At 67.6% G+C, this 13,134-nt stretch carries 8 protein-coding genes; 4 read left to right on the top strand and 4 right to left on the bottom strand.

The window, feature by feature from the left end; all coding sequences use genetic code 11:
- Positions 1–244 precede the first annotated feature (244 nt).
- Complete coding sequence (locus ABEB28_RS00900; RefSeq protein ID WP_345725968.1) at positions 245–1,768, bottom strand: ABC transporter substrate-binding protein; 1,524 nt, start codon at positions 1,766–1,768, stop codon at positions 245–247.
- 1,544 nt (positions 1,769–3,312) lie between these two features.
- On the opposite strand from ABEB28_RS00900, the gene ABEB28_RS00895 reads away from it, so the two are divergent.
- A complete protein-coding gene (locus ABEB28_RS00895; RefSeq protein WP_345725967.1) occupies positions 3,313–3,933 on the top strand; it encodes a HEAT repeat domain-containing protein in 621 nt (206 codons plus the stop codon).
- A gap of 36 nt (positions 3,934–3,969) precedes the next feature.
- Here ABEB28_RS00895 and ABEB28_RS00890 read toward each other — a convergent pair whose 3' ends face one another.
- The gene (locus ABEB28_RS00890) at positions 3,970–4,836 is read right to left on the bottom strand and encodes a PPK2 family polyphosphate kinase (RefSeq protein WP_345725966.1); all 867 of its coding nucleotides are present in this window, start codon (positions 4,834–4,836) and stop codon (positions 3,970–3,972) included.
- Between the two features lie 192 nt (positions 4,837–5,028).
- Between ABEB28_RS00890 and ABEB28_RS00885 the strand changes: the two genes are divergently transcribed.
- Together ABEB28_RS00885 and ABEB28_RS00880 are read left to right on the top strand one after the other, a co-directional pair.
- Positions 5,029–8,385, top strand: a complete 3,357-nt coding sequence (locus ABEB28_RS00885) for a PAS domain S-box protein (RefSeq protein ID WP_345725965.1) — start codon at positions 5,029–5,031, stop codon at positions 8,383–8,385.
- 345 nt (positions 8,386–8,730) lie between these two features.
- The gene (locus ABEB28_RS00880; protein ID WP_345725964.1) at positions 8,731–9,672 is read left to right on the top strand and encodes a magnesium and cobalt transport protein CorA; all 942 of its coding nucleotides are present in this window, start codon (positions 8,731–8,733) and stop codon (positions 9,670–9,672) included.
- A gap of 34 nt (positions 9,673–9,706) precedes the next feature.
- On the opposite strand, the gene ABEB28_RS00875 is transcribed toward ABEB28_RS00880, so the two are convergent.
- Both ABEB28_RS00875 and ABEB28_RS00870 read right to left on the bottom strand, forming a co-directional pair.
- The gene (locus ABEB28_RS00875) at positions 9,707–10,102 is read right to left on the bottom strand and encodes an ATP-binding protein (RefSeq protein WP_345725963.1); all 396 of its coding nucleotides are present in this window, start codon (positions 10,100–10,102) and stop codon (positions 9,707–9,709) included.
- A 117-nt stretch (positions 10,103–10,219) separates the two neighbouring features.
- Positions 10,220–12,061 carry a GAF domain-containing SpoIIE family protein phosphatase gene (locus ABEB28_RS00870; RefSeq protein ID WP_345725962.1) on the bottom strand — a complete coding sequence of 614 codons (1,842 nt, stop codon included), beginning with the start codon at positions 12,059–12,061 and terminating at the stop codon, positions 10,220–10,222.
- A gap of 453 nt (positions 12,062–12,514) precedes the next feature.
- Here ABEB28_RS00870 and ABEB28_RS00865 point away from each other — a divergent pair, with 453 nt between their 5' ends.
- Complete coding sequence (locus ABEB28_RS00865; protein ID WP_345725961.1) at positions 12,515–13,126, top strand: FMN-binding negative transcriptional regulator; 612 nt, start codon at positions 12,515–12,517, stop codon at positions 13,124–13,126.
- Positions 13,127–13,134: the final 8 nt, after the last annotated feature.

The following is a 13,134-nucleotide window of genomic DNA, read 5'->3' as shown; positions in this document are numbered from 1 at the left end:
CCGCTGCAGCCTGCGGCATCCGCCTCACTCCCGCCTGCGAGAGGCAGTGGTCGCTGTCTAGCCGGTCGACGGCGTGCTGGTTCGTCGAGGGCTCGACGTCGGGGCAGGCATCTCGCTCGAATGAATGCGGCGGATGAGTGTGTCGGGTAGGCGCGCGAACTCGCCAGTCGTGTCCGGTAGTCGCGTCGTCTGCGGCGCCTCACGGCTCATCTGCTGCGCTCATCTACGTTGCTGGAGAGGTTTCTCATTCGCGACTGAGGCGCCACGCTTTGTCCCTATCGTTCCAGGAGTAGAGCGATACGCGGTCGGACTCGGGCCCCTCGTGCACGACGTCGCCTTTGGTGTCGAACCGTGTCGCCCCGGTCAGCATGGGGAACGTCATGTCGGCGGAGCGGTTGAGCAGCCGGAGGTTGTGGACGACTGCGGCTCGGAAGGCTTTTGCTTGATGCTTGCTGAGTGGATCCCAGCTCGAGCTCGGTGGCCGCACCCTCTCGGCGGCTGCGCGGACCGCCATCAAGAGCGCTGTGGTCGCGTCCGCAGCGGTTACGCAGTATGGGGTGAGGTCCTGTTGGTAGCGGGAGATGTAGGTGCTGGCGAAGTCCGTCACGTCGGGTGTCTCGTCTGATGGGACCGGCGCGATCGCATAGAGCCGCCCGACCGGCTCGAGCCGCTGCATGCTGCGGGTGAACGCGCCGTTCGTGATCGTTCCGGAGCCCGCGAACATAGTGCCGGCGAACCGCTTCGGCTGTCGCTGCAGATACCGATAGACGGTGAGTCCGTCCGTTCCGGTACCGGCGAAGACCACGAGCGCTGGCGGCTCTCTGCGTGCCCCGAGCACGCCCGCGTGCATGCGCGCTACTGCCCTCTTCGGTGGTTCTCCCCCCGCCGTGGTCCAAGCTGAGATGAACTCCTCCGCAAATCCGTCTCCGAAAGGCGTGGCGTCGGTGAAGACGATCACCCGCGGCTCGGCTGTTGCGCCGGCCCTACCGGGCGCACGACGGCCTGGGTCGAGCTGAGGTGAGAGCCGCCGCACCAGTTCACGGGTCCGGACGTCGTCCGAGACGACGAGCCGGAAGAACGTGCGCCTTGAGTTCGCAGGGGCTTCATTGCATCGCGCCGAGGTCAAGCAATGCAGTGTCGTTGAGTGACTGATCAGCGCCATCCCGGCTTCGTTGACGGCCGGGATTTCGGTTAGTGCCGCACCACTGGTGAACGGCCCGACGATGCCGGCCACCTGGGCGTCGTCGATTACGTCGTCGAGCTCGTGGGTGCCGCGTTCGAGCTTCCCGTCGTCGTCGGCGAATCGAATCGAGTCTTCTACCCTGCTGTCGTCGAACGGCACCGCCTCGATCCGGTGATTGCCGATTGGTGTCTCGTCGTTGACCTTGTCAACGACGAGCCGGACGGAGCGAAGGATCGGTAGGGCGTCGGGCAGATTGCCGCCGGTCAGGGGGAGCGATACGCCGATCTTGATCGTGGGCGGCGTGGTCAGGACCCAGATCGCCGGAATCGACATGACCAGTAGAACCGCCGCAAAAACGGCGACGACGGTCCTGCCGGTCTCGCGAATTGTCCGGTAGGACGGCTTGTGTAATTGCAGCACAGCTGCCACCGTGCTGACCGCTGCTAGGACGAACGACAGCGCGGTATGCAAGTCATCGTGTCGGGCAGCCGCCGCGTGGACACCGGTCCCGACGAAGGCTATTACCAGGACGACGGCGATCGCCCCGCCGATCCGGTGAATCAATCGACCTGCTGATTGGCTCATCTCATCTCCCCCGTGGTGGTGAGAGAGTCCTTGAGTAGGTACCGCCGATGCAGCCCCGATCAGCCGTGTTGACGCGTCTTCCACCTGTTCGGCCCATTACCCGTCAGCGGATTGACCGGTCCGTCGATGGCCGCTGCCGATGGGATCCGCGACCACCGCCCGCGCCTACCGCCGCGCAGCGCGCACCCCGACGCGCTATCCGCGGCTAGAAGCGTGCAGCCCGCGGCCGCCGACGTCTGATTGGCGATCGCTATTTTGACCGTGTGAGCGATCGTCATTGCGCCATATGGACACTGCACACAGGCAGGTGGGCGGCAGGCTCATGCACTAGCGAAGATGTTGGCAGAAAAAGTCCACTTGTTCGCTCACTGCTCGATCGAACGTCTCGCCGAAGTGGATATCAAAGTGGTCTATGGGATACCGAATACACGTTGCTCTGGGCATTTTGAGTGCCATGGCGATCGTGGCGTCACATGAGGTCATTGTATCCACATCTGCTACGCAAACGAGAACTGGCGCCCTGACTTTGGACGCCTTGCGTGTCGGTCGGTAGAAGGGTATTCGTAGGGCGGCCCGGGCGCAGAACTCGTTACGCCATCGTGATCCCGGGCCGACTAGGTTCACCATGCTCATCTTCGAATCGTCAGCGCGAATAATCGCGCCTCGGAGCGGCTGTGCGAAGACGGGTATCAATTTCGGGGGCCGCCCAATCAACGCGTTAAGTGCGTCATGCACGCCAGCATACAGCAGGTGCATGATATTACGTGGATTGCGGTTACGATCACCGACCCAACCATCGGCGAATGGAGTCTGGGAGACCACTGCAGCAATTTCCGGGTCAGCGGCTGAGATTACTATTACATGCCCGCCACTCAATGAAGTTCCCCAAAGCCCTATACGGCTGGGGTCGATTTCGGAACGGCTTCGAGCAGTGGCCACCGCTGCACGAGACCATCCAGGCGAGTTCCCCCCAGTCCGTGAGCCATCACGATGCAAAGTACGGGATTGTCAACAATCGTTGGCAGGTATAGCGTTGCTGCACACTCCGAACTCCCGGAGGGGAACCTGATCTCAACCAGCTTCGTGCGGCTGCTGGTCGAGGTCGGCGACATCACTTGTTTCCCGAATAAGCCGCACTTCGGCGCACTCAAACGACGGCTCTCCGGCGTCGTCTATCGCACGATGCTCAACGACGCGATGAACGGCGTCGGCGCGGGAGGGACGGACCCGGGAGGACAACCGGGGACGACTACTGACTCCAGCGCGGCCGACTCCAACCCCGACGTCGACGCTTCGGAAAAGTCACTTCCCGGACCCGCCAAAATCCACCCTACGACCCCTCGTCGAGCCGCGTCTTGACATAGAGGGGAGCCAGGAGCGGACGTTCTCGCGCCTCAATCCCAGACGCCGGTTTCGGCGTAGCAGATCGGTGGTGGGTTGGGTCCTGCGGCGGTGACGAGTGTCGTCGGAATTCAGCAGCGCAGACCTGTGGGATTCTGTCCGTTGTGAGGTTCGACCCTTGATGGGGGAAGGAGCGGCGGTCAGTGAAGCCGCTGGCTGAGCGGTTGTGTAGTCGCCGGTCGGACGTTTTCGAGGCGGCCCTCGAGGAGGCTGCGTTGCGCGCGTCTGACGGTGACGGGCTGCTCGCGGGCGCGTTCGGGTCGGCTTCCTCGCGATATCAGAGGGTGGGGATCGCCGCGGCGCTGGGCGAGACGGCCGGCCCGGCTGGCCTGGAGGCTCTCCGCGAGGCTCTGACCGCGCGTGGAACCGGGTCGGTCGATCTGCGCTGTGCGGCGCTGATCGCGTTGGCTAGGCGAGTTGGCGAGGCAGCGAGCGAGGACTTCGCGACCTGCGCGGCGGATAAGAACGTCGCGGTGCGGCAGTATGCGGTCTTCTGCCTCGCCGCGTGTGGCGACGACCGCGCGTGGGGCCTGGTGCTCAAGTTCGTTCGTCAACGCGCGTTGGTCGGTTTCAGTGAAGCAGTCACCTACTTGTGCCGCCGCTCTACCCGTCGCCGCGGGCGGCCACCGATCTATGAGCCGTCGGCGTTGCCAGCCCACTACCAGCTAACTGTCACTGGAGTACTAGGCGGGTGTGGCGCGTCCGTCATCGACACGCCACGTCGGCCGTTGCTGTCGGGCTCGACGGAGTGCCATCGCTCGTAGGGTCGAGCGCAGGCATTCGCTGAGTCGGGCGCGTTGTCATCCGTCGGCGGCGAGGAGCTTGGCGCGTTCGGCGGTCACGTCGAACTTCGGCTCCGGATATTGTGGGTTGATCGCGGCGAAGGCGTCGCGCAGCAGGGTGGCGACCGCCCAGTTGCGGTACCACTTGCGGTCGGCGGGCACCACGTACCAGGGCGCGGCGGCGGTGTTGCACCGGTTGATCGCGTCTTCGTACGCGCGCTGGTAGTCGTCCCAGCGGGCCCGGTCGTCGAGGTCACCCGGGTCGTACTTCCAGTGCTTGCTCTGGTCGTCCAGCCGAGCCAGCAGACGCTTCTTCTGCTCGTCCTTGGAGATGTGCAGCATGACCTTCACCAGGGTCAGCCCCTCGGCTGCTTGCTCGGCCTCGAAATCGTTGATCAGGTCGTAACGCTGCGACCACACGTCCTCGCCGACCAGGTCGTGCACTCGCGCGATGAGTACGTCCTCGTAGTGCGACCGGTTGAAAATACCGACGTGGCCGACGGGGGGCAGCGCTCTCCGGACGCGCCAGAGGAAATCGTGGCGGCGCTCCTCTTGGTCGGGCGGGCCGAAGCTGACGGCTTTCATTCCCGCCGGGCTCATGCGCTGGGTGACGTTACGGACGGCGCCGTCTTTGCCGCCGCAGTCCATGGATTGCAGCACCAGCAACACCCGCCGATTGGTAGCGCCTTCCTTCGCTGAGGCGTAGAGCCGCTCCTGGTAGGCGTTGAGCTCCTCGGAGATGGCGGTCACCTGGGTCTTCGACCATTGCTTCGGGTCGTCACCGACTACCCGCTGCTCCGGTAGGCCCGGGGTGCTGCGCGGGTCGACCTCCGCGAGCCGGAGACCGCCCGGCCCAACCATCAGCAGCTCACGCAGACCAGCCATGATGTGCTCCCTCCGCGGTAGGCGACTCGGAACCGTTTCCTTACCCCGAGACGAGCTTCAATCACCGCATCGGGCTACGGGCGATGTCTGCTCACCGGTCACGCCGACGTCGCGGTTCGATCTCGTCGGCGCTCACCGACCACGGAGATGTGGGCTTTCTCAGCTGGCCGTGCCGACGGCCGATGAGGGGTTGTGACGTCAGGCTCGGTTTCGGGCGCGACGGGCCGGGTCGCCGATGCGGCCCGGCTGGAGGCGCTGCGCGCCACTGGGTTGACCGGTGGCGCGATGGTTCCGTCGCTGGATCGGTTGACGGCGTTGGCGGCGCGGGTGCTGGATGTGCCGGTTGCACTGGTCTCCCTGGTGGATGCTGAACGTCAGGTCTTCGCCAGCGACTGCGGATTGTCCGGGGAACTGGCGGCGTCGCGGCAGACGCCCCTGTCTCACTCGTACTGCAAGTACGTGGTAGCCGATGACGCCCCGCTGGTGGTGGCGGATGCCCGGGTGGACGAGCGGCTGCGTACCAACCCGGCGATCGTCGACTACGACGCGATCGCGTACGCGGGTGTCCCGCTGCACGACCCCGGCGGACACGTGCTGGGTTCCTTCTGCGTCACCGACACCAAGTCCCGCCAGTGGAGCGCCCGCGAGCTCGAGATCCTCGGAGATCTCGCCGCGGCAGCGGAGTCGGAGATCGCGCTGCGTCTAGCGCACGGAGAAGTCTTGCTGGCGGCCGAACGGATGCAGGCGGTACTCGACTGCACCCACGACGCGTACGTGTCGATGGACGCGGCCGGGCGAGTGGTGGCGTGGAACGCCGCAGCCGAGCTGCTGTTCGGATTCTCGGCAGCCGAGGCGCTCGGCCGGCCGGTCACCGAGCTGATCGTTCCCGCTCAGTACCGGGCCGCTCATGACGCCGGGCTGGCACGGGTCCGGGCCACCGGGGTGTCGGCGTTGGCGGGGCAGCGGCTGGAGCTGGCGGCGATCGACAAGGGTGGCCGGGAGTTCCCGATCGAGATGACACTGCAGGTCAGCATGGAACGCGGTCGATCGAGATTTCATGCGTTCCTGCACGACATTACCGCCCGGAAGGCCGCTCAGGAGCAGCTGGAGGAGGAGCGCCGGAGGCTGGCCGACGAGCGTACGTTTCTGCACACCCTGCTCGACAGCCTGGACACCGGGGTGGCCGCCTGCGATCCCGCAGGCCAGCTCCTGCTGGTCAACCGGGCGATGAGCGAGAGCCACGGCGGCGCTCCTCCGCCTGACGTCGAGACCTGGGTCAGGGGACTCGACGTCTACGAGCCGGATGGGCGCACTCGGCTCGCCGTCGAGCAGCTACCGCTGGTGCGTGCGCTGAGCGGAGAAACTGTGCACGGTCAGCAGCTGGCGCTCCGCGGTCAGGACGACGAGCTCCACCGGTTCCTGGCCAATGCCCGCCCGATCAACACACCCGACGGGCGCTGTCTCGGTGCGGTGGCGGCTCTGCACGACGTCACCGACGCTCACCGGGCCGAGGTCCTGCGCCGGGCCCGGCACGCGGTGGCGCAGGTGCTGTCCGAAGCGTCGTCCGCGCAGCAGGCCGCCGTCGGTGCGGTGGCCGCGATCGCCGGCGAGCTGGGCTGGGCCTGCGGTGAGTATTGGGAGGTCAGCGACGACCGCTGCCGCATCGCCCGGATCAGTTCCTGGACCGCGCCCGGCCAGGACCTCACGATGTTCACCGGGGACAGTCCGCTGGTCCTGGAGCGAGGTCAGGGACTGGCCGGTGCGGTCTGGCAGCGCGGCGCGGAAGTCTGGACCAGCTCGCTGTTCGACGACATCCCCAACTTCACCCGCGCCGCCGCGGCCCGTCGCGCTGGGCTGCGCACCGGCATCGGCTTGCCGGTCCGCAGCGGCCAGCGGGTGCTGGGCGTACTGGCCTTCTTCACCGACACCGACCTGCCCCGTGACCCCGACGTGCTGGCGGTGCTCGACGCGGTCAGCGCACACCTCGGCCGGTTCGTGGAACGCCGCCGCGCCGAGGAACTCACCCTGACCCTCGCGGCGGTCCGCCGCGACTTCGACCGCATCGTCGAACAGGTCAACGACTATCTCTGGACCGTCGAAATCATGCCCGACGGCACGGTGCGCAGCGTCTACGCCAGTCCCGACGGCTCGGCGATCTTCGGCGGCAACCTGCCCACCGCCGACCTCGGCCGAGTGCTGGCCGACCGCGTCCACCCCGACGATCGGCCGGCGTTCGCTGCTTTTCACACGCAGGTCTCGGGAGGCGAATCGGCCGCCGTCGAGTGCCGGGTCACGGGTTACGACGGCATCATCCGGTGGGTCTGGACCCGTGCGTCGGCCCGCTACGAGCACGGCCGGCTGTTCGTCGACGGTGTCTGCACCGACATCAGCCGCCGGAAGGCGGTCGAGGCGGATCTCGGGGCCACCGCAGATCGTCTGCGCGCGGCCCGCGACGAACTCACCGCCCACAAGGACTACCTGACGCAGGTCCTCGACGCGATCGACGTCACCGTCGTCACCTGCGCCACCGACGGCACCATCGTGCACGCCAACCGCAACGCCAGGCGCACTCTGCCGCCCGGCGACGGACGCCTGACCATCGCAGACGCAACCCCGAAGGCTGCCCTCGCCTACCCCGACGGCACTCCGGTACCCATGGACGAGACGCCGCTGATGCAGGCTTTGCAGGGAATCCACGTGGACGGCCTGGAGGCCGCCATCCCGCGACCCGACGGGTCACGCCGTTCACTACTGATGCACGCCCGGCCGTTGCGCGACCCCCACGGCGGGATCATCGGTGCGGTCGCCGCCTCGCACGACATCACCGCGCTCCGCGAACGCGAAGCCGAACTACGAGCCTTCGCCGGCGTCGTCGCGCACGACCTCAAGGCACCCCTGGCCGCGATCGCCGGATACGCCGAGCTGATCGCCGAGACCCTCGACCCCGACAACGACGGCAGCAGCGAGTACGCCGCCACCACAGCACCGATGCTGACCCGCCTGCAGGCCGGCGTCGAGCGCATGCGCCGACTCATCGACGACCTGCTCGGCTACGCCACCGCGCGCGACAGGCAACTCCAGCCGCAGCCGGTCGACCTGAACACGGTCGTCGCCGACATCATCACCGAACGCACCGCGCACCCGCCGCCGACCGGCACCGACGCACCACGCATCCAGGTCAGCGCGCTACCGACCGTGGACGCCGACCCGGTGCTGGCTCGACAACTGCTGGACAACCTGATCGGTAACGCCCTCAAATACACTCCACCGGGACAGCCCGCCGACATCACCATCAGCGCCGAGCTCCCCGGCGACAAGCCCGGCTACGCGCGGATCGACCTCGCCGACCGCGGCATTGGCATCCCCGCCGCCGACCAGCCCCACGTCTTCGGCACCTTCTACCGAGTCGACGCCCACCGCACCTACGCCGGCACCGGTCTCGGACTGGCCATCTGCCACCAGATCGTGCACCGGCACGGGGGCACGATCGCCGCCACCGACAATCCCGGCGGCGGCACCCGCATCAGCCTCACCCTGCCTACCAACTAACCGGCGCCCCACCGACCGCGTCTTCTTCGAGGACCCAGGCGCAGCGCAGCGCGGACCGGTGTCGGACCTCCCGATACGGTGATCAGCAGGGCGCCGACCACGAGGTCGACGCGGGCGGGACGGTGCAGGCCCACCGGGCTGGGGAGGATGAGGACGACGAGCGCACAGCAGGCCCGGCCTGGCGGGAACCTCCCGGGGGCCCCGGCGGCCGATCTCGGCATTCCTGACTCTCCTGTCGCCCGGTCGAGCGTCCCGCGTGGGATCGATGCGGTGATCGGTGACTGCGCCCTGTACGAGAACGGCAGGCGTCAGCATCGTCCGGTTCCGTTCACGCAGGTCGGTGACGTGGCTGCGACGACCGAGGGGTTCGTCTGGATCGGGTTGCAGCAACCCACCAGCGAGGACATCGCCACCCTGGCCGAGGAGCTCTCGCTGCCGTCGCTGGCCGTCGAGGACGCCGTCCGCGCCCATCAGCGACCGAAGCTCGAGCGCTACGACGACGTGCTGTTCGCCGTCCTCAAGCCGGTCCGGTACGTCGACCACGACGAGGTTCTGGAGACCGCCGAGCTGGCCCTGTTCCTCGGTCCGCACTTCGTCGTCACGGTCCGGCACGGCAACAGCGATGTGCTGGGACAGGTACGCCGTGAGCTGGATCAGCCGGACTGCCCGCTGGTCGCGTACGGGCCAGCCGGTGTGCTCTACCGAGCCGCCGATCTGGTGGTAGACGGTTACGAGGCTGCCCTCGAATCCATCAACGTCGACGTCGACGACATCGAGTCCCAGGTATTCGGCAACGACGACAGCGACCACGGCGAGCGCATCTACAAGCTCAAACGGGAGATCGCCGAGTTCCGTAGGGCAGCGGTGCCGCTGAGTGCTCCGGTGCAGCGGCTGGCAGCGGGAACGGTGCCGGGCGTGGACAAGAAGCTCGCCGAGCACTTCCGGGACGTCCACGACCACGTGCTGCGCACCATCGACGCGATCGAGGCACACGACCGGTTGCTCAGCGACGTCCTGCAAGCCGACCTGAGCCGCTTGAGCGTCCGGCAGAGTGAGCTGGCGCTGAAGCAGAACGAAGTCACCGCCCGCCAGAACGAGGACATGCGGCGAATCTCGGCGTGGGCGGCGATCGGCCTGGCCCCGACCGCGATCGCCGGGGTCTACGGCATGAACTTCGACAACATGCCCGAGCTGCGTTGGGAGTACGGCTACTTCGGTGTCCTCGCGGTGATCGCGGCCTTCTGCCTCACCCTGTACGTGCTGTTCCGGCGCAACGGATGGCTGTGACGAGCCAACCGCCATCCCGTGGACGGCGTGCCGGTCACACGGAGATCTCTGCCCACACGCGCTTACCGGTGGCTTCGTTGTCGTAACCCCAGCGCTGAGCGATCGCCGCGACGAGGCGCAGACCGCGCCCGCGTAGTGCCGTGAGGTCGACATCGCGCACCTGCGGCGGCGCGGAGCTTTTGTCGTGGACGGCTATCCGGACCGTCGAGTCGTGCCGGTCGACGGCGATGCGGAACGGGGTCCGTGCGTGGTCGATGACGTTCGCGAGCAGCTCTTCGACGACCAGGACGATGTCCTCGGCGGCGGTCTCCGGAACCTTCCACTGCGTCAGCATGGTTTGGACGCCGTGTCGCACGTGAGTGACGGCGGCTGCCTCGGGCGGGTACTCGTTCTCGAGTTGGTGCATCTCACAGGACGGCTCGGCGTTCACTTCGCGTGACTCCTCGTGAGTTCCGGTCCAGCGCAGGGATAGCTCGGACGGAGTCTCTGAAACGTCATCGGGCTCCGCGCACCGATGGGCACCACTACTGCCATGAGCGCCGACGTGTCACGGTACGCGAAGCGCCAGCACGGCGATGTCGTCGTGGTGGGTGAAGCCGAAGCCGTCGGACAGCAGCGCGTCGAGGAGTTCCTCGAGCGGCAGGTGGCGGTGGGCGGTGAGGAACTGGCGGAGGCGGGCGATTCCCGTGTCGATGTTCGCGGTCCGGGTTTCGGCGAGACCGTCGGTGTACAGCAGCAGCGTGCCTCCGGCGGGGATCGGCGCGGTGTGGGTGGTCCGGCGGGTGCGGGGGCGCACACCGAGCATCAGGTCACTCGCGGTGAGCGCTTCAGTCGTCCCGTCGGGATGAAGCACGATCGGTGGGGGATGGCCGGCGGGGGACCAGCGCAGCCGGTGGCCTTCTTCGCCGTCGGGCTCGACGACGGCGACGAGCGCGGTGGCGAGGGTGCGGTCACCTAGGACGTAGTTGGCGCTGTCCAGGCGTTGGAGCGCGTCGGCCGGGCTGTCTGGCTGGTCGATGAGGTAGGCGCGCAGCATGCTGCGCAGTTGCCCCATGCGGGCGGCGGCGCCGATGTCGTGACCGGTGACGTCGCCGATGACCAGGGCGAGGCGGTCGTCGGGGAGGGCCACGGCGTCGTACCAGTCGCCGCCGACCTGCTCCACCCGGTGTGCCGGTTCGTAGCGGGCGGCCAGCTGGTACGGCGGCGCGGTGGGCAGGTCGGTGAGCATTGCTCGCTGCAGGGTTTCGGCGACGGTGCTGCGCTCGTGCAGATGGCGGGCGCGCTCGAGGGCTTGGGTGACATAGCCGGCGAGGGAGAGGATGACGGCCCGCTCGCCGACGTCGAGGCGCTGCGGATCCGTCCAGGCGAAGCGCAGCGTACCCAGCGGGCCGTCGCTGCTGAGCAGGGGCGCGCAGACCAGGGCTTGCCAGCCGATCTGGTCGAGGTCGCCGACCTGATCCGGGAAGAGGGCCTGGAAGTCGCTGCGGCTACGGAAGAACAGCGGGCGTTGATCGCGGACGGCGCGTGCGGCGGGCTGGTCACTGTCGGCCGGTACGGTCGCCCACCGCTCCGCCGGGCCGGCTGGCAGCGGTTCGGGCGTCACGAGGTTCAGTCGCCGGGATCGACGGTCGAGGAACATGACGCCGACGTGGGTCGGCGCCAGGTCACCGCTGACCAGATCCGAGACGGCGCGCACGACGTCATCGACGGTGAGTGCGCCTTGGAGCGCCTCGCTGGCACCGAGCAGGACGCGGCTGTGGCGTAGGGCGGTATCGACGTCTGCGGCGAGTCGTTCGGCTTCGGCCTGGGCCTGCTCGCGGGCCGCGGACGCGTCGACGGTGCGTTGCAGCGCCGTTTCAGCGCGGTGGCCGCTGATACGCAGCCGTAGCTCCGAGGAGCAGGCCGCGGCCAGGTCGGTCAGCAGATCGAGCTCGTGGGCGTTCCAGTTCCGGGGCCGGTGATCGATCGCGCAGAGCGACCCCAAGACGTGTCCCTCGCCGTCGGTCAACGGCATTCCCGCGTTGGCGACGACGCCGAGGTCGGGGATCGCCGGGCTCGTGCGCAGATCGGGATGTTGCCGCGCGTCGGTCACCACGAGCGGCCGGCCGGACACGACGACCTGCTGGCAGAACGAGTGGCTCAACGGGGTCTGCCGCTCGGTCATCCAGGGCTGTCCCAGCCCGGACGCGCCGGGAAAGAACTGACAGGTGTCGTTGACGAGCGAAATCAGGACGACCGGAACGTCGAGGATTTTCCGGACCAGGTCGGCGAAGCGGTCCAACGCGGTGTCGGGCTGGGCGGTGAGCCCGGTGTGGTGCAGCGCGGCGAGGCGCGCGGGGTCGGGCAGAGGAGCGACGGTGGCGCTCAGCGCTTCGGAGTGGTGCGTCATCTATCGCACCGCCGAGGTACCGCGGTAGAGCGCGGGCTGTCGCGGAGGCAACGACACCCTGGGGGTGAGTAGAGGGCGCACGGCGGTTCCCGGTCATCCGGTCGGGGAGGCGCACGGCCTTCAGCCGGACGACGCTCCAGGTCGTGGTTTCACTCCACCCTGCGGCGGAGGGGTCGCGAACTCCTACCTCGAAGCCGCGGACGCCGTTGCTTGACGTCGGCTCGCCCGACCCGGGGACGGACGGCCGAAGAGCAAGGTTACCTACTTCGCGGTGATACGCCATGAGCAGGCGGGTGCCGACCGTGGCCAATCGTCGGACGAGATCGAGCAAGTGACGTGGAGGCGCTGTTGTACGGTCGCCGTGGGCCCGAGGGACGCTGCGACGGAGTCTTCCGCCACGCTCGGGACTCGCAGGGTGCTGTAAGGGCGTCTCCGATCGAGAGGGAGACGCCGATGCGTCACAATCCGCACCACTTCGTCGATGATCCCGAGTTGGTCCGGCGGCTGATCCGGGAGAACCCGTGGGCGATCCTGGTGAGCGATCAGCACGGCCTCGTGGCCTCGCACTACCCGGTGATCCTCGACGAGGACTGTGACGAGCTCGCGGTGTTCACGCACGTGGGCCGGCCTGATGAGGAGCTTCACGGCTTCGGCCAACGGGAAGTCGTGCTCATCGTTCAGGGTGTGCACGGCTATGTCTCTCCGAGTTGGTACGCGCCGGGAGCTCTGCGGGCGCCGACGTGGAACTTCACCGCGGTCCACTGTTACGGGGTACCGGAGATCCTCGACGAGGAGACGAACCTGAAGACGCTGGCGCGGTTGGTGGAGCATTTCGAGCGTCACGTCGAGAGCCCGATGCTGCTGGATCTCGAGTGGGCGAGGCCGATCGCCAGGGGCACGGTCGGGCTGCGACTGCCGATCAGCCGCTTCGAGTGCAAGGTCAAGATGAGCCAGGACAAGGACCGCGAGACGCAGCGGCGAGTGATCAGCGCCCTCCGCGCTGCAGGGGCCTATCACCATCCGCAGCTGGCTGAGGAGATGCAGCGAACACTCTTTGCCGGTTGAGAGCCAGG

Source organism: Cryptosporangium minutisporangium, from assembly GCF_039536245.1.
GTDB lineage: Bacteria > Actinomycetota > Actinomycetes > Mycobacteriales > Cryptosporangiaceae > Cryptosporangium > Cryptosporangium minutisporangium.
The sequence above is the reverse complement of the archived record's forward strand: the minus strand, read 5'-3'. Positions and strand labels throughout refer to the sequence as shown.